The sequence below is a fragment of the Ornithinibacter sp. genome (assembly GCF_035443565.1).
In the GTDB taxonomy this organism is placed as follows: domain Bacteria; phylum Actinomycetota; class Actinomycetes; order Actinomycetales; family Dermatophilaceae; genus Fodinibacter.
On record NZ_DAORSO010000019.1, the window covers coordinates 11,284 to 27,370 of the forward strand.

At 69.9% G+C, this 16,087-nt stretch carries 14 protein-coding genes; 6 read left to right on the forward strand and 8 right to left on the reverse strand.

The features are described 5' to 3' along the window. Window positions 1–1,008: galactose-1-phosphate uridylyltransferase (galT, locus tag PLL68_RS03965; protein WP_324531846.1), on the forward strand; the 1,008-nt coding region annotated here is incomplete at its 5' end. A gap of 10 nt (window positions 1,009–1,018) precedes the next feature. Here the strand turns inward: galT and purN are convergent. The 4 genes from purN to sucC form a co-directional block, all read right to left on the reverse strand. Beyond that, complete coding sequence (gene purN / locus PLL68_RS03970; protein WP_324531848.1) at window positions 1,019–1,606, reverse strand: phosphoribosylglycinamide formyltransferase; 588 nt, start codon at window positions 1,604–1,606, stop codon at window positions 1,019–1,021. Then, window positions 1,603–2,880, reverse strand: coding sequence for a cell division protein PerM (locus PLL68_RS03975; RefSeq protein WP_324531850.1), 1,278 nt, complete (start codon window positions 2,878–2,880; stop codon window positions 1,603–1,605). The genes purN and PLL68_RS03975 overlap by 4 nt, the downstream gene beginning before the upstream one ends. Window positions 2,881–2,951: 71 nt before the next feature. Beyond that, window positions 2,952–3,845 (reverse strand): succinate--CoA ligase subunit alpha, encoded by an 894-nt coding sequence (gene sucD, locus PLL68_RS03980; protein ID WP_324531852.1) that lies wholly within the window; start codon window positions 3,843–3,845, stop codon window positions 2,952–2,954. Between the two features lie 34 nt (window positions 3,846–3,879). Further along, on the reverse strand, window positions 3,880–5,058 hold the full coding sequence (sucC, locus tag PLL68_RS03985) for an ADP-forming succinate--CoA ligase subunit beta (protein ID WP_324531854.1): 1,179 nt from the start codon (window positions 5,056–5,058) through the stop codon (window positions 3,880–3,882). A gap of 178 nt (window positions 5,059–5,236) precedes the next feature. Here sucC and PLL68_RS03990 point away from each other — a divergent pair, with 178 nt between their 5' ends. Together PLL68_RS03990 and PLL68_RS03995 are read left to right on the forward strand one after the other, a co-directional pair. Beyond that, complete coding sequence (locus PLL68_RS03990) at window positions 5,237–6,178, forward strand: esterase/lipase family protein (RefSeq protein WP_324531855.1); 942 nt, start codon at window positions 5,237–5,239, stop codon at window positions 6,176–6,178. Window positions 6,179–6,450: 272 nt separating this feature from the next. Continuing rightward, the gene (locus tag PLL68_RS03995; RefSeq protein ID WP_324531857.1) at window positions 6,451–7,149 is read left to right on the forward strand and encodes a M23 family metallopeptidase; all 699 of its coding nucleotides are present in this window, start codon (window positions 6,451–6,453) and stop codon (window positions 7,147–7,149) included. A gap of 13 nt (window positions 7,150–7,162) precedes the next feature. On the opposite strand, the gene pcrA is transcribed toward PLL68_RS03995, so the two are convergent. After that, window positions 7,163–9,580 carry a DNA helicase PcrA gene (gene pcrA, locus PLL68_RS04000; protein ID WP_324531859.1) on the reverse strand — a complete coding sequence of 806 codons (2,418 nt, stop codon included), beginning with the start codon at window positions 9,578–9,580 and terminating at the stop codon, window positions 7,163–7,165. Window positions 9,581–9,627: 47 nt separating this feature from the next. Here pcrA and ligD point away from each other — a divergent pair, with 47 nt between their 5' ends. Continuing rightward, entirely contained in the window at window positions 9,628–10,617 is a 990-nt protein-coding gene (gene ligD / locus PLL68_RS04005) for a non-homologous end-joining DNA ligase (protein WP_324531861.1), read from the forward strand. Continuing rightward, window positions 10,614–11,063: an alternative ribosome rescue aminoacyl-tRNA hydrolase ArfB gene (gene arfB / locus PLL68_RS04010; RefSeq protein ID WP_324531878.1), complete on the forward strand. Its 450-nt coding sequence runs from the start codon at window positions 10,614–10,616 to the stop codon at window positions 11,061–11,063. Before ligD ends, arfB begins: the two co-directional genes overlap by 4 nt. 125 nt (window positions 11,064–11,188) lie before the next feature. Here arfB and PLL68_RS04015 read toward each other — a convergent pair whose 3' ends face one another. The 3 genes from PLL68_RS04015 to mmsA all read right to left on the reverse strand — a co-directional run bounded on the left by PLL68_RS04015 (window position 11,189) and on the right by mmsA (window position 15,292). After that, entirely contained in the window at window positions 11,189–12,295 is a 1,107-nt protein-coding gene (locus tag PLL68_RS04015) for a substrate-binding domain-containing protein (RefSeq protein WP_324531863.1), read from the reverse strand. 101 nt (window positions 12,296–12,396) lie between these two features. Further along, window positions 12,397–13,689 carry a multiple monosaccharide ABC transporter permease gene (gene mmsB, locus PLL68_RS04020; protein WP_324531866.1) on the reverse strand — a complete coding sequence of 431 codons (1,293 nt, stop codon included), beginning with the start codon at window positions 13,687–13,689 and terminating at the stop codon, window positions 12,397–12,399. Window positions 13,690–13,711: 22 nt separating this feature from the next. Beyond that, on the reverse strand, window positions 13,712–15,292 hold the full coding sequence (gene mmsA, locus PLL68_RS04025) for a multiple monosaccharide ABC transporter ATP-binding protein (protein ID WP_324531868.1): 1,581 nt from the start codon (window positions 15,290–15,292) through the stop codon (window positions 13,712–13,714). Between the two features lie 254 nt (window positions 15,293–15,546). Here mmsA and PLL68_RS04030 point away from each other — a divergent pair. Then, a partial coding sequence (locus tag PLL68_RS04030) for a MarR family transcriptional regulator (protein WP_324531870.1) occupies window positions 15,547–16,087 on the forward strand: 541 nt, incomplete at its 3' end.

Below are 16,087 nucleotides of genomic sequence, written 5' to 3' on the forward strand. Positions count from 1 at the left end.
CGCCCCCTGCCCGAGCGGGCCGCCGCCGGGCACCTGCGCTACGACGCGCTCGTCGGCGACTGGGTGGCGGTCGCCGGCCACCGGATGAACCGCACGCTGCTGCCACCGCGCGACGAGTGCCCGCTGTGCCCCTCCGGCCGCGGCAGCATCGCGACCGAGATCCCCGACTCCGACTACGACGTCGTGGTCATCGAGAACCGCTTCCCCTCCTACGCCCCCGTCGCGGTGGACGACGCCCCTGGTGAGGACCCCTTCGAGCACCGGGCCGCGCTGGGCCGCACCGAGGTGGTGTGCTTCACGAGCGAGCACGACACGAGCTTCCGGTCGTTGTCACCGCGCCGAGTGCGCACGGTCATCGACGCCTGGGCCGATCGCACCGCCCGGCTCTCGCAGATCCCCGAGGTCGAGCACGTGTTCTGCTTCGAGAACCGTGGCCCGGAGATCGGCGTCACCCTGCACCACCCGCACGGTCAGATCTACGCCTACCCCTACCTGCCGACCCGCAGCCGCGAGATCCTGGCGCAGGCGCAGGCGCACCACACCCGCACCGGCCGCCTGCTCGGGTCCGACCTGCTGCGCGCGGAGCAGGCCGACGGCTCGCGCATCGTCATCAGTGGCACCCACTGGACCGCCTACGTGCCCTACGCGGCCCGCTGGCCGGTCGAGGTCCACCTCGCCCCGCACCGCGACGTGCCGGACCTGGTCGCCCTCGACGACGCCGAGCGTGACGACCTCGCCACGGTCTACCTCGACCTGCTGGATCGCCTCGACCGCTACCACCGCACCGAGGACGACGGCCCCGTCGCACTGCCCTACATCGCCGCCTGGCACCAGGCCCCGGTGCGCCAGGGCCGCGACGTCTCGCGCCTGCACCTCCAGGTGGTCTCGGTGCTGCGCTCGCCGGGAACGCTGAAGTACCTCGCCGGGTCCGAGAGCGGCGTCGGCGGCTGGGTCAACGACGCCCGACCCGAGGCGATCGCCGCGCGACTGCGCTCCCTCGGCGGCTGAGCCCACCGACTCAGGCGCCCTGCCACGAGCGGTCTGCGGCGAGCGCGCGCACGACCTCGACGAGCATGTCGCGTTCGAGCACCTTGATCCGTTCGTGCAGGGTCTCGACGGTGTCGTCGTCCTCGACGCGCACCGCCCGCTGGTCGATGATCGCCCCCGTGTCGACGCCTGCGTCGACCCAGTGGCACGTGCACCCCGTGACCCGCACGCCGTGCGCCATCGCGTCACGCACCCCGTGGGCGCCGGGGAAGCTCGGCAGCAGCGCCGGGTGCGTGTTGATCACCCGGTGGCGGGCCAGCACCGTGGGGCCCAGCACCTTCATGAAGCCCGCCGACACGACGAGGTCGGGGACGGCATCCGAGATCAGGCGCGCCAGCGCCTCGTCCCAGTCGGCGCGGGTCGTGTAGTCGGGAACGCGGCAGACGAACGTCGGGATGCCGTTGCCCACCGCGCGCTCGAGGCCGAGGGTGCCGTCGCGGTCGGCCCCGACGGCGACCACCCGGAACGGGGCGCCGGGCTCTGCGGCGGCGTCGATGAGGGCCTGCAGGTTGCTCCCCGAGCCGGAGACGAGGACGACCAGGCGCAGGGGGTGGGTCATCGCCGCAGGGTCCAGGCGTCGCGCAGCACGGCGACCAGTGCGCCGAGGGACAGCTCGAGGAAGAGGGCGAACAACAGGCTCAGGTCGGGTGCACCCACGGCCGACAGGCGGAACTGCCCGGCGGCACCGCCTGCGACGAGGTCGAGGGCGACCACGACCACCGCCGTCACCGCGCACGCCGACAGCGCGGCCGCGGCCTTGGTGCGCAGCCGTGACAGCCGGGCGACCTCACGCAGCGCACGCCGGCCGATGAACGACCCCACGCCCACGACGAGGAGCACGCTGAGCGCCACGAACCACGGGAAGGCTCCGGGCTGCGGCAGGGCTGCGAGCACCGGGACCATCGGCAGCAGGCCACCCTCGGAGCCCGACCAGGTGACGGCGCCCCCCTCGACGACCTGGAACCCCGGGCCTGCGAGGAAGGAGATGACCCACACCGCGATGTTGGGCAGGTAGGCGAGCTGGGCCAGGGCCAGCACCACGCTGCCGACGCCCGCAGCACCGACCTCCGCGGAGATGGTGGACACCTCCCCCCACGACAGGGCCACGGCGCTCAGGACGACGACGGCTGCCACGGCGAACAGCGCCCGCACACCCGCCATCCCCGGGCGGATGCCGCGACGGACCAGGTCAGGGACGCGATCGGGGTTCAGCACCGGTCCGAGGACGTCGGGTTCGTCGCGCACGAGGGGGCGCACGGCCAGGGCGGCGGACAGCAGCGGTACGAGGACCAGCGGGAGGGCGAGGCTGAGCGCGGAGACCGAGAACGCGCCCGGGATGCTGAGCCCGACCGCTGCGGCGACGGCGACGGCGTACCCGCCCCACCACGCACCCAGCGCGGTTGCGAGCGGGGCGGGGAGCAGTCCGTGCCAGTGCTCGCCCTCGGTGGTGACCTCCGCCAACGCCTCGCGGGCGCCGCGTCGGGCCACGATCACGAGCAGGGCCAGTGCCAGCAGCGGCACGAGGGAGAGTGCGATCGGCCCCACCGAGAGGTGGGCCCCCGAACTGAGCAGCCAGAACGCTGCGCCGGTGCCGACGGCCTGCCACAGGGTGCTGCCGTCGATCGGGTCGGTGAGCCAGGCCAGCACCACCGGTGCGAGCACGACGAGCAGGGAGGCCAGCCCCGTCACCAGCCCGACGACGGCTGCGCGCCACCACGGTGCGGGCTCAGCGGTCTCGATGGTGTCCGGGGTCGAGCCGTCGGTGGGCTCGGCATCGTCCCCGGGGTCGGTGGAGCCGGGGAAGGCGGAGCGGAGGCGGTCGACGACAGTCATCGGCACCAGTGTGCGCGAGGGCCGCCCGACAGTTGCAGTGCAACGCCGAGCGGCCCTCGAACTCGTGTGAATCAGGCCTGGAGGGACTGCATGATCTCTCGCATCAGCTGGGCCGCCTCGGACGGCGTCTTGCCGACCTTGACCCCGGCCGCCTCGAGGGCGTCCTTCTTGGCCTGGGCCGTGCCCGACGAGCCCGACACGATCGCGCCTGCGTGGCCCATCGTCTTGCCCTCGGGGGCGGTGAAGCCCGCGACGTAGCCGACGACCGGCTTGGTGACGTGGTCCTTGATGTAGGCCGCGGCCCGCTCCTCGGCATCGCCACCGATCTCGCCGATCATGACGATGGCGTCGGTGTCGGGGTCGTTCTGGAACGCCTCGAGGCAGTCGATGTGGGTGGTGCCGATGATCGGGTCACCGCCGATGCCGACGCCCGTGGAGAACCCGAAGTCCCGCAGCTCGTACATCATCTGGTAGGTCAGGGTGCCCGACTTCGACACCAGCCCGATGCGGCCGGGGCCGGAGATGTCGGCCGGGATGATGCCCGCGTTGGCGGCACCGGGGCTGATCAGACCCGGGCAGTTCGGCCCGATGATGCGGGTCGTGCCCTTGTCCTTGGCGTAGTTGTAGAACTCCGCGGTGTCCTTGACGGCGACGCCCTCGGTGATGACGACGGCGAGCGGGATGCCGGCGTCGACGGCCTCGAGGGCGGCGGCCTTCGTGAAGGCGGCGGGCACGAAGATGACGCTGACGTCAGCCCCGGTCTGCGCCATCGCCTCGGCGACGCTGCCGAACACGGGGACGGTCGTTCCGCCCTCGAACTCGACCGTGGTGCCGGCCTTGCGGGGGTTGACGCCGCCGACGACGTCGGTGCCGGAGCGCAGCATCCGCTGCGTGTGCTTCATGCCCTCGGAGCCGGTCATGCCCTGGACGATGACCTTGGAGTCTGCGGTGAGGAAGATGGCCATGGGTTGTCTACGTCTCTCTTCGCGCTCGGGTGGGTCAGGCCTGGGAAGCCAGCTCGGCGGCACGGCGCGCGGCGCCGTCCATCGTGGCCTCGATGATGACTCGGGGGTGGTTGCGCTCCGCGAGGATGCGCCGACCCTCCTCGACGTTGTTGCCGTCGAGGCGGACGACCAGCGGGCGGTCCTCCTCGTCGCCGAGGGCGTCGAGCGCCCCGACGATGCCGTTGGCGACGGCGTCACAGGCGGTGATGCCGCCGAAGACGTTGACGAAGACGCTCTTGACCTGCGGGTCGGACAGGATGATGTGCAGCCCGTCGGCCATGACCTGGGCGCTCGCGCCGCCACCGATGTCGAGGAAGTTGGCGGGCTTCTGGCCACCGAACTCCTCGCCGGCGTAGGCCACGACGTCGAGGGTGCTCATGACCAGTCCCGCACCGTTGCCGATGATGCCGACCGAGCCGTCGAGCTTGACGTAGTTGAGGTCCTTCTCCTTGGCAGCGGCCTCCAAAGGGTCGGTCTCGGCCTTGTCCTCGAGCGCCTCGTGCTCCGGGTGGCGGAAGAAGGCGTTCGCGTCGAGCGAGACCTTGCCGTCCAGCGCCACGATGTCGCCGTCCTCGGTGCGCACGAGGGGGTTGACCTCGACGAGGGTGGCGTCCTCGTCGCGGTAGACCGCCCAGAGGGTCTTGAGCACGGGCTCGATCTTCGCGGCGGTCTCGGCGTCGAAGCCGGCCTGCTCGACGATCTCGCGGGCCTTGGCGTCGTCGATGCCGACGTTGGGGTCGACGGCGACGCGGGCCAGGGCGTCCGGGCGCTCGACGGCGAGCTGCTCGATGTCCATGCCGCCCTCCTTGGAGCACATGGCCAGGTAGGTGCGGTTCGCGCGGTCGAGCAGGATCGAGAAGTAGTACTCCTCGTCGATGCGGGCGCCCTGGGCGATCATCACCTGGTGCACGGTGTGGCCCTTGATGTCCATGCCGAGGATCGCACTGGCGTGCTCCTGCGCCTCGTCGGCGGTCTTCGCGACCTTGACGCCGCCGGCCTTGCCGCGGCCCCCGACCTTGACCTGGGCCTTGACCACGGTCACCCCGCCACTGGCCGCGCCGATGCGCTCGGCCGCCTCACGGGCCTGTTCAGGTGTCGTGGCGACGGCCCCGGCGAGCACGGGCACACCGTGCTTCTCGAACACGTCACGGGCCTGGTACTCGAAGAGATCCACGGGGCGATCCGTCCTTGCTGTTGGCAGTAGGTGGTCCGGTGGGGAGCCTAACGGGGTCAGCACCCTCATGGGCAGCCGAGGTCTGCTCCGGGCGCTGGGTGGGACGCTTCTCACGCTGGAAGGTCAGGGTCCGCGACGACCGGTGCGGGCGGCATCCGCGCCCTACAGTGGAGGAGCCATGGCGAACTCCCTGCGGCCGGTGGCCGACCCCGAGCAGGACACCACCCCCACGGGGCTGTCGGTGATGGGTCGTGCGCGGGCCACCGTGGATGCCGTGGCAGGGCTCTCGCGGGCGGCGCTGGACCCCGCGGTGCTCGCCGGCTGCGCCGTGGAGGCTGCGTGGATGACGGCCCACGTCGCGACGTGGCCGCTCGGCCTGGTCGGCAGTCGCGCGTCGCGCACCGGGCCGGCGTACCGGCTCGAGCACCTGCCCCCCGTGCAACGCGGCCTGCTCGTCTCCAACATCGAGGCCGCCGGCACCCCGATCCTGCTCGTCCACGGCATCGTCAGCAACCGGTCGATCTTCACGCTGCTGCGGCGCGGGCTGACCCGTCGGGGGTTCTCGAACGTCTTCGCGATGAACTACTCGACGATCCTCACCGACGTGCGGTCCGCGGCAGCCGGCCTCGGGGCCGAGGTCGAGCAGATCGTCGCCGAGACCGGCTTCGAGCGCATCCACATCATCGGGCACAGCCTCGGCGGGCTCATCGCCCGCTACTACGTCACCCGGCTCGGCGGGGACGCCCGGGTGCACACCCTGGTCACCCTGGGCACGCCCCACACCGGCACGTATGCCGCCTACGCCGTGCCGACCCGGCTGATGGAGCAGATGCGGCCCGGCAGCGGGCTCATGCGCGAGCTCGCCCGCCCCGTGCGGGGCTGCCGCACCAGGTTCATCTCCTACTGGTCGGACACCGACCTCGCGATCGTGCCGCAGCGGGCCGCGGCCCTGCGCCACCAGGACCTGAGCGCCCGCAACGTGCGCCTCCACGGCGCGGGGCACCTGACGCTTCCGATGCTCGGCGAGGTCGTGCACGGCATCTCGACCGCCCTGGCGCATCTGGATGCCGACGGCAGCACGTTGCGCTCGGGCGTCACCCCTCTCGTCCGCGACGAGTGACGGCCCGCCGCCCGCGGTCGTGACGGGGATCACGGGCGGGCCAAAAGCCCACGTCAGGGGTGTGCGGCGACCGCGCGCGCGTAACTGAAGGGGCCGGGGTGTGGACGCGGAATTTGTATCACGGAATGGTCACGGTAGGGTGAGGCAAGCCCAGTTTCCCCTGACCCTTGAGGACCCTCTTGAGTTCTTCGTCCTATCAAGGGCGTCACTATGCCGGTCGGCACCGTCCGGCTCGCAGTGCGCGCCTGCCTCGAGCCCTGAGCTCGAGCTTCGTGCTCCCGACGGCCGCGGCTGCCGCGCTCATGGTGACGACAACCGGCGCCACGATGGCCGAGTCGGCGGTTCCGGTCGCGGCCCCGCTGACGCTCGACCTCTCTGGAGCGCAGTCGGAGACGGCGCGCACGGAGCAGGCTGCTGACGAGGCAACGGTCATCGACCTCGCGGTGCGCCGACAGGACTCCTCGATGCAGACGGCAGCCCTCCAAGGTCGTGTCGAGGCCAAGGATCGCGCTGCCCGCGACGCCAAGCGCAAGGCGGCCGCCAAGGCGAAGGCCCGGGCCGAGGCAGAGCGCAACGGCAAGAAGTGGGTCAAGGCGATCCGCACCGGCCGCCACACCTCCGACTTCGGCCCCCGCTGGGGCCGCAACCACAACGGCATCGACGTGGCGGCGCCGGTCGGCACCCCGCTGTACGCGATGTCCAAGGGCACGGTCGTCCACGCCGCCTACAGTTCCGTCGCCGGCAACAAGGTCGAGATCAAGTACTGGGACGGCACGTCGTCGACGTACCACCACATGAGCCGGATGGACGTCAAGGCGGGCCAGAGCGTCATGCCCGGCGACGTCGTGGGCGCCGTGGGCAACACCGGGCGTTCGTTCGGGGCGCACCTGCACCTGGAGATCCACCCCGGTGGCGGCGACCCGATCAACCCCTTCCCCTGGCTGAAGAAGAAGGGCATCCTCGTCGGCTGACGAGGATGATCTCCTAGAGCTTCTCGAGCGGGGCGTAGCGCAGCACGAAGCGCTTGACCCCGAGCTCTCCGCCGAAGTCCACCTCGGCCTGCGTCTTGTCACCCTCTCCGAGGGTGCGCACGACGGTGCCCAGGCCATAGCTGTCATGGGTCACCCGGTCCCCCGCCGACAACGCGATGACCGGCCGGTTGCCCGGCGATCGCACGCCCGGACGAGCGGCGAGGGTCGCGACGGCCGGACGCTGGTCCCGACGCCCCACGGCAGCCGCCCCGGAGAGCTCGCGCTCCCACTGGAGCAGTTCAGCGGGGATCTCGTCGAGGAAGCGTGACGGCGGGTTGTACTGCGGCGCTCCCCACGCCGAACGCACTGCTGCCCGCGACAGGTGCAGCCGCTCACGGGCCCGGGTGATCCCGACGTAGGCCAGTCGGCGCTCCTCCTCGAGCTCCTTGGGGTCGGCCAGGCTGCGCATGTGCGGGAAGGTGCCGTCCTCCATGCCGGTGAGGAAGACGACGGGGAACTCCAGCCCCTTGGCCGTGTGCAGGGTCATCAGGGTCACCACCCCGGCCGCCTCGGCCTCCTCGGTGTCGGGGATCTCGTCGGCGTCGGCCACGAGTGAGACCTGCTCGAGGAAGTCCTCGAGGGCGATGACCTCGCCGGTCTCGCGGCGCGCCTCGTCGAACTCCTGGGCGACGGCGACGAGCTCGGCGAGGTTCTCGACGCGCGTCTCGTCCTGCGGGTCGCGGCTCTCGCGCAGCTCGGCGACGTACCCCGAGCGGTCGAGGACGGCCTCGAGCAGGTCGGCCACGCCGGCATCCTCGTCATCACGCACGTGCCCGAGGCTCTCCAGGAGAGTGGTGAACCCCTTGATGGCGGTCACCGACCGGGTGGCGATGCCGGGGGCGTCCTCGGGGCGGCCAAGCGCCGCCACGAACGGGATCCGCTCGCGCTCGGCGAGGGCGCTGACACACGCCTCGGCCCGGTCGCCGATGCCGCGCTTGGGCACGTTGAGGATGCGGCGCAGGTTCACCGTGTCGGTCGGGTTGGACAGCACCCGCAGGTAGGCCAACGCGTCCTTGACCTCGCGGCGCTCGTAGAACCTCGTGCCACCGACCACCTTGTAGGGCAGGCCGACGCGCACGAAGACCTCTTCCAGGGCCCGGGACTGGGCGTTGGTGCGGTAGAAGACCGCGACGTCGCGTGGCCGGATGCCGTGCTCGTCACCCAGTCGGTCGATGGTGCGCGCCACGAACGACGCCTCGTCGTGTTCGTTGTCGCCGACGTAGCCGACGATGCGCGCGCCGTCGCCGCTCTGGCTCCACAGGTTCTTCTCGCGCCGCTTCTCGTTGCGGGCGATGACCGCGTTGGCAGCCCGCAGGATGGTCTGGGTGGAGCGGTAGTTCTGCTCCAGGAGGATGGTGCGAGCGTCGGGGTAGTCGACCTCGAACTCCTCGATGTTGCGGATCGTCGCCCCCCGGAAGGCGTAGATCGACTGGTCGGCGTCACCGACGACGACGAGCTCGCTGGGTTCGACGCCGTGCTCGGCGCGGGTGCTCTCGGAGCCGACGAGCTCACGGATCAGCTGGTACTGCGCGTGGTTGGTGTCCTGGTACTCGTCGACCATGACGTGCCGGAAGCGCCGTCGATAGTGCTCGGCCACGTCGGGGAAGGCCTGGAACATGTGGACCGTGGTCATGATGAGGTCGTCGAAGTCCATGGCGTTGGCCTGACGCAGGCGGCGCTGGTACATCGAGTAGGCCTCGGCGAGCACCTGCTCCTGGTGCGGGCTGGCTTCGCCCGTGCGACTCGCGAAGGTCTCCTCGTCGACGAGTTCGTTCTTGAGGTTGGACACCTGGTGGCTGAACGAGCGCGGGTTGTAGCGCTTGGGGTCGAGGTCCATGTCGCGCAGGACCATCGACATCAGGCGCTGCGAGTCCGCGGCGTCGTAGATCGAGAAGGTCGAGCGCATGCCCACCTTGTCGGCCTCGCGGCGCAGGATGCGCACGCAGGCACTGTGGAAGGTCATCACCCACATCGCCTTGGCCCGTGGCCCGACGAGAGCGGACACCCGCTCGCGCATCTCGGCGGCGGCCTTGTTGGTGAACGTGATCGCGAGGATCTGACCCGGTTGCACCCCGCGGGCAGCCAGGAGGTACGCGATGCGCTGGGTCAGCACCCGGGTCTTGCCCGACCCGGCACCGGCGACGATCAGCAGCGGCCCACCCTCGTGGAGCACGGCTTCGCGCTGCTGCGGGTTCAGGCCGACGAGCAGCTCCTCGGGGTCGGTGCGCACCGGCCCCCGCTCCAGGGCGTCGGGGCCGCCGTCAGGCCCACGCCCGGCAGCGGCGGCCTGGGCCCACGTCGGAACCCCGGCGGCGTCGACCTTGGCAGGGTCGAACTCACCGAAGTCGAGGCCGTCGAAGAGAGTGCTCATGTCGGGTCAACCCTACGTCCCCCCGCTGACGGCATACGGTGTCGGTCATGGCCTCGCGCAAGGGTGAGTTCGGGGAACCCGTCGTCCTCGACGTCGAGGGCTTCGACGTGCGGGTGTCCAGTCCGCAGCGGGTCTACTTCGCGGCCCGTGGCGAGACCAAGCTCGACCTCGTGAACTACTACCTGTCCGTCGGCGACGGCATCGTGCGGGCCCTGCGCGAGCGACCCTGCATGTTGCACCGCTTCCCGGACGGGGTGAGTGGGCCGAAGGTCCACCAGAAGCGCCTGCCCCGGGGCGCCCCGCCGTGGGTCGAGACGGTGCGGTTGCACTTCCCGCGCTACGGCCTGCACGCCGACGAGCTGTGCGTGACCCGCCTGGCCGACGTGGCCTGGGCCGTGCAGATGAGCACCGTGGAGTTCCACCCGTGGAACAGCCGGCGGGCCGACACCGAGAAGCCGGACGAGTGGCGCATCGACCTCGACCCGATGCCGGACGCTCCGTTCTCGCGCGTGCGACGCGCGGCGCAGGTCACGCACGAGGTGCTCGACGAGCTCGGCGCCGTGGGGTGGCCCAAGACCAGTGGCGGGTCGGGCCTGCACGTGTACGTGCGGATCGCTCCCGACCACGGGTTCGGCGACGTGCGCAGAGCAGCCCTCGCCTTCGCCCGCGAGGTCGAACGCCGCCTGCCCGACGACGTGACGACCACCTGGTGGCGCAAGGACCGCGACCCCGGCGCAGTCTTCATCGACTACAACCAGAACGCCCGCGACCACACCATCGCCGCCGCGTACTCGGTTCGCGGCAACGCCACCGGCACGGTGTCGACGCCGATCCGCTGGGACGAGGTCGACGACGTCGAGCCACGAGAGCTCACCATCGCCACCGTCCCGGCCCGGTTCGCAGCCCTCGGCGACCTGCACGCCGGCATCGACGACGCGGTGTTCGACCTCGCCCCGCTCCTGGAGTGGGCCGATCGTGACGAGGCGCAGGGGGCATTGCCGCCTCCCGAGCCCGAGGACGACACGGGCCGGCCCTGATGGACCTCGTCGTCCCGCCGGGCCCGGGCGTTCCCCAGGGCTTGACGATCCCCGCCGGTGAGATCGTCGAGCGGTTCTCCCGCTCGCAGGGGCCCGGGGGGCAGGGGGTGAACACCGCTGACAGCCGCGTCGAGATCGAGCTCGACGTCGTGACCTGTCCGGCGTTCACCGACACCCAGCGCCAACGGGTGCTGCGGGCCCTGGACTCGCGACTGGTCGGGGGCCGCCTGCTCGTCGTCGCCGCCTCCGAGCACCGCCAGCAGCGGCGCAACCGGGTGGCCGCCCGCGAGCGGATGGCTGACCTCCTGCGCACCGCGATGGCCCCTCCCCCGGCTCCTCGCCGCGCCACCCGCCCCACCCGCGGCTCGACGGAACGCCGCCTCACCGCCAAGCGGCACCGGGGCGAGACGAAGGCGAAACGCGCGCGACCGGCATCCGACGCCTGACCCGCACCGCCCGGCATCCGGGCACGGGAACGAGCAGTGGATGCCGCGTCGCCGGACGGCGATCGGCCCGCCTGCCGGAGCAGACGGGCCGATCGAGTGGTGCTAGGTGGCCGTGAGGCCGTGGCTCACTTGGTCAGCGGGCCGAGCACCGGGTCGTTCGCGTAGGCCTCGGCGGCGTTCGCCTTGGTGACGATGACCGGCTCGAGGAGGTTGGCCGGGACGACCTTGACGCCGTTGTTGTAGGACGTGGTGTCGGTGATCGTGGGCTCCTCACCCTTCTGGAGGGCGACGACCATCGCGATCGTCTCCTCGACGAGCTTGCGGGTGTCCTTGTTGATCGTGGAGAACTGCTCGCCCGCCATGATCGACTTGACCGACTCGACCTCGGAGTCCTGACCGGTGACGACCGGGATCGGCTTGCCGGCGGCCTTGACCGAGGTGATGATCGCGCGGGCCAGGGTGTCGTTGGGCGACAGGACGCCGTCCAGCGCGGTGGACCCGGTGTAGGAACCGGCGAGGAGGGTGTCCATGCGCTTCTGCGCGTTCTCGGCCTTCCAGCCCTGGGTGACGGCCTGCTCGAAGGTCGTCTGACCGGACACGACCTTCAGGGTGCCGTCGTCGATCTTCGGCTTGAGCACCTCCATGGCGCCGTCGAAGAACACCTTCGCGTTGTTGTCGTCAGGCGAACCGGCGAACAGCTCGATGTTGTACGGGCCGGCCGGCTTCTTCATGGCGAGACCGTCGAGCAGGGCCTGACCCTGCAGCTGGCCGACCTTGAAGTTGTCGTAGGCGATGTAGTAGTCGACGTCGGCCGTGTTCGTCAGGAGACGGTCGTAGGCGATGACGGTGGCGCCGGAGTCCTTGGCCGCCTTGAGCTGGGTGCCGAGCTGCGCGCCGTCGATGGCACCGACGACGATGACCTTCGCACCCTTGGTGATCATGGCCTGGATCTGGTTCTGCTGCTCGGAGACGCCGCCGTTGGCGAACTGCACGTCGCCCTTGAAGCCGGCCGCGGTGAGGCCCTCGTTGAACAGGTTCTCGGCGAGGACCCAGTTCTCCGAGGTCTTCTGCGGAAGGGCGATGCCGATGGCGGAGTCAGCGGGGAAACCGCCGGCTGCCGCGGTCGAGCCGGAACCCGATGCCTCGGGGGTGGCCTCCTCGGTGCGGCCGCAGCCGGTGAGAGCCAGACCCAGCGCCGCGGTGACGGCGACGGCCTTGGTGAGTGATCGCATGGTTCTTCTTTCTGTGGGGTGCGTTCGCGTGAACGCGGGTGATGTGGTGTCAGGTACTGCGCGGGTCGGATGCCGGGTCGCGGCGACCGAGGTGGGTTACATCAGCCTTCGGTCTTGACGACCGTGGAGGTGTCGGTCACCGCAGCGGACGCGGGGTTACCGGCATCCACGGCGGTGGGTGCGGCGGGGGCGGCTGCGGCCTTGTTGCGCGTGAGCAGCCCGGTGATCGAGGGCTTGCCCTGCGACTTGTTGTAGACGTCGAACGCGACGGCGATGAGCAGCACCAGACCCTTGATGACCTGGGTACGGTCAGCGCCGATGCCGAGCAGCTGGAGACCGTTGTTGAGCACGGCCATGACGAGGCCACCGACGATGGACCCGACGACGGTGCCGACACCGCCGGTGACTGCTGCGCCACCGATGAACACGGCGGCGATCGCGTCGAGCTCCCAGCCGACACCGTCGAACGGACCGGAGGCGTTGGAGCGGGCGACGAACATCATGCCGGCCAGCGAGGCGAGCACCGCCATGTTGGCCATGACGAAGAAGTTGACCTTCTTCGACTTCACACCGGAGAGCTCAGCCGCGTGCCGGTTGCCACCGACGGCGTAGATGTGCCGGCCGAGGATCATCTTGTTGGCCAGGAAGCCGTAGCCGATGACGAGCGCGACGAGGATCAGCCCGGAGACCGGGAAGCCCTTGCGCCCGGAGGCGATGATCATCATGACGCCCATGATCACCGCGGAGATGAGTGCCAGCCGCGTCCACATGACCCACGCCTCTTCGACGTCGGCGCCGATCTTGTTGAGCTTGGCGCGGCTGCGCAGGGCGCCGACGATGATCGCGGCGCACCCGGCAAGGCCGAGAAGCAGGGTGAGGTTGTTGTAGCCGGTGTTCGGGCCCCACTCGGGCAGCGAGCCGGCACCGATGACCTGGAAGCCCTCGGGGACGGGGACGGTGTTGGACTTGCCGATCCACTGGTTGAGGCCGCGGAAGATGAGCATGCCGGCCAGGGTCACGATGAACGCGGGGATGCCGACGTAGGCGACCCAGAGGCCCTGCCAGGCGCCACACAGGGCACCGACGCCGATGCCGAGGAGGATGGCCACGGGCCAGGGCAGGCCCCAGTCGGTGATCGCCAGGGCGACGACGATGCCGACGAACGCGGCGATCGACCCGACCGACAGGTCGATGTGGCCGGCAATGATGACGAGCACCATGCCGATGGCCAGGACGAGCACGTACGCGTTGCCCTGGATGATGTTGTTGACGTTGTCCGGGGTGAGGGTGAGGCCACCGGTGCGCCACTGGAAGAACGCGATGAGGGCGATCAGGGCAAAGATCATGCCCAGCTGGCGGGAGTCTCCGCCAACGATCTTCTTGATGACATTCATGTCTCGCGGGTCCTGTCTGTCGTCAGGAGGCCACGGACGCGGTGGTCCGGGCCTTCGTCATCAGCTTCATGAGGGATTCCTGGTTGGCTTCCGCCTTGTCGAGCACACCGGTGATCTGCCCCTCGAAGAGGGTGTAGATCCGGTCCGAGAGGCCGAGCAGCTCGGGCAGCTCGGAGGACACGACGATGACGCCCTTGCCCTCGTCGGCCAGCCGCTGGATGATCCCGTAGATCTCGTACTTCGCCCCGACGTCGATGCCGCGGGTCGGCTCGTCGAGGATGAGCAGGTCAGGCTCGGTGAACAGCCACTTGGCGAGCACGACCTTCTGCTGGTTGCCACCGGACAGCTTCGAGACACCCTCGTCGACGTTGGGAGCCTTGGTGCGCAGGTTGACCCGGTACTCCTCGGCGTAGCGGTACTCCTCGCTCGCGTTGACCACCAGTCCCTGGGTGATGCGCTCGAGGTTGGCCGAGACCGTCGTCGTCTTGATGTCGTCGAGCAGGTTCACACCGAGGGTCTTTCGGTCCTCGGTGACGTAGGCGATGCCCTCGTGGATGGCATCGGCGACGTGGTGCAGGACGAGGTCCTTGCCGTCCTTGGTGATCGTTCCGCCCAGCACGGTGCCGTACGAGCGACCGAAGATGCTGCGCATCAGCTCGGTGCGGCCAGCGCCCATGAGGCCGGCGAACCCGACGATCTCACCGCGGCGGACGACGAAGGAGCTGTCCTTGCAGACGAGTCGGTCGGCCCGGGTCGGGTGCTGGACGCGCCAGTTCTTGACCTCGAAGAAGACCTCACCGATCTTCGGGGTGTGCTCGGGGAAGCGCGACTCGAGGTCGCGGCCGACCATGCCGCGGATGATCCGGTTCTCGTCGACACCACCCTCGTCGACGCGAAGGGTCTCGATCGTCTTGCCGTCGCGGATGATCGTGATGGCGTCGGAGATCTGCTCGATCTCGTTGAGCTTGTGGCTGATCATGATGCAGGTGATGCCGCGCTGACGCAGCCCGTCCATGATCTGCAGCAGGTGCTGCGAGTCCCCTTCGTTCAGGGCGGCGGTGGGCTCGTCGAGGATGAGGAGCTTGACCTCCTTGGACAGTGCCTTGGCGATCTCGACGAGCTGCTGCTTGCCGACGCCGATGTCCTTGGTCTTGGTGAGCGGATCCTCGGACAGCCCCACCCGCTCCATGAGCTCGGCAGCCATCTGGCGGGTCGCGAACCAGTCGATGACACCGCTCTTGGAGGCGCGCTCGTTGCCGAGGAAGATGTTCTCGGCGATCGACAGCTCGGGGATGAGCGCGAGCTCCTGGTGGATGATGACGATCCCGTCACGCTCGCTGTCGCGGACGTTGGAGTACTCGGCCAGCTTGCCGTTGAAGTGGATCTCGCCCGTGTAGGACCCCGTGGGGTGCACCCCGGACAGGACCTTCATGAGGGTGGACTTCCCCGCGCCGTTCTCACCGCAGATCGCGTGGATCTCACCACGCCTCACCGCCATGTCGACATTGGACAGGGCCTTGACCCCGGGGAACTCCTTGGTGATGTCCCGCATCTCGAGGATGTAGTCGGGCCGACCTCGGCCCGATCCCTCTGGTGATGTCATGCGTGCTCCTTTGCACAGCTGAGTGGGGGTGATCCAGCACGACGCCAGCGTCGGTTGCCGAGTGTGCCAGAGCGGCCTGACGGCCTGTAGAGACTCGAGCGAAGTGTCCACGCACGTTCTCAAATCGTCACCTTGCCCCGGAGCTGGGACGCGGTGGCGCTGACTCCGGGTTCTACGACTAATGAAGTTTTACCGGACAATATCGGTGGGAATAACTCTTGTCAAGAGCCTATTTTTGTCCCTAGAGTCCTGACATGGAGTCCGAGCAGCCCGCGTCGAGCCGTCGGCACCGCACCAAGGAACAGGTGACGGCGCTGATCCGCTCGGGCCCGCCCCTCACCAGGGCCGACCTCGGCCAGGCGACCGGCCTGTCGCGCAGCGCTGTCGCAGCCGTCGTCCAGGAGCTTCTCGACGAAGGCGTCATCGAGGAGGACCTCATCCCTCCGGGTGGACGCGGCTCCGGGCGCGGACGCCCGTCGGCGCTGCTCGTGCCGAGCGCGGCCCGAGGGCACGTGGTCGCCATCGACTTCGGCCACAACCACCTGGCGGTGGCCGTCGCGGATGCCGAGGGAGGTGTCCTTGCCGAGCGCTGGGCCCAGATGGACGTCGACGGCCAGGCCCGGGCCTCGCTCGACGCGGCCGTCGAGATCGTCGTTGAGCTGCTCGACGAAGCTGGTGTCGCCGTGTCGGACATCCGGTGCGCGGCGGCCGGCATCCCGGCCCCGATCGACGCCCACAGCCACGAGATCCGCTCGATGTCGATCATGTCCGACTGGGTCGGGGTCAACCCCCAGC

Bases quoted from the DNA above. Each gene is read 5' to 3' on its own strand.
- purN (WP_324531848.1), bottom strand. From the start codon at position 1,606: ATGACCCACCCCCTGCGCCTGGTCGTCCTCGTCTCCGGCTCGGGGAGC.
- PLL68_RS03975 (WP_324531850.1), bottom strand. From the start codon at position 2,880: ATGACTGTCGTCGACCGCCTCCGCTCCGCCTTCCCCGGCTCCACCGAC.
- sucD (WP_324531852.1), bottom strand. From the start codon at position 3,845: ATGGCCATCTTCCTCACCGCAGACTCCAAGGTCATCGTCCAGGGCATG.
- PLL68_RS03990 (WP_324531855.1), top strand. From the start codon at position 5,237: ATGGCGAACTCCCTGCGGCCGGTGGCCGACCCCGAGCAGGACACCACC.
- pcrA (WP_324531859.1), bottom strand. From the start codon at position 9,580: ATGAGCACTCTCTTCGACGGCCTCGACTTCGGTGAGTTCGACCCTGCC.
- ligD (WP_324531861.1), top strand. From the start codon at position 9,628: ATGGCCTCGCGCAAGGGTGAGTTCGGGGAACCCGTCGTCCTCGACGTC.
- PLL68_RS04015 (WP_324531863.1), bottom strand. From the start codon at position 12,295: ATGCGATCACTCACCAAGGCCGTCGCCGTCACCGCGGCGCTGGGTCTG.
- mmsB (WP_324531866.1), bottom strand. From the start codon at position 13,689: ATGAATGTCATCAAGAAGATCGTTGGCGGAGACTCCCGCCAGCTGGGC.
- mmsA (WP_324531868.1), bottom strand. From the start codon at position 15,292: ATGACATCACCAGAGGGATCGGGCCGAGGTCGGCCCGACTACATCCTC.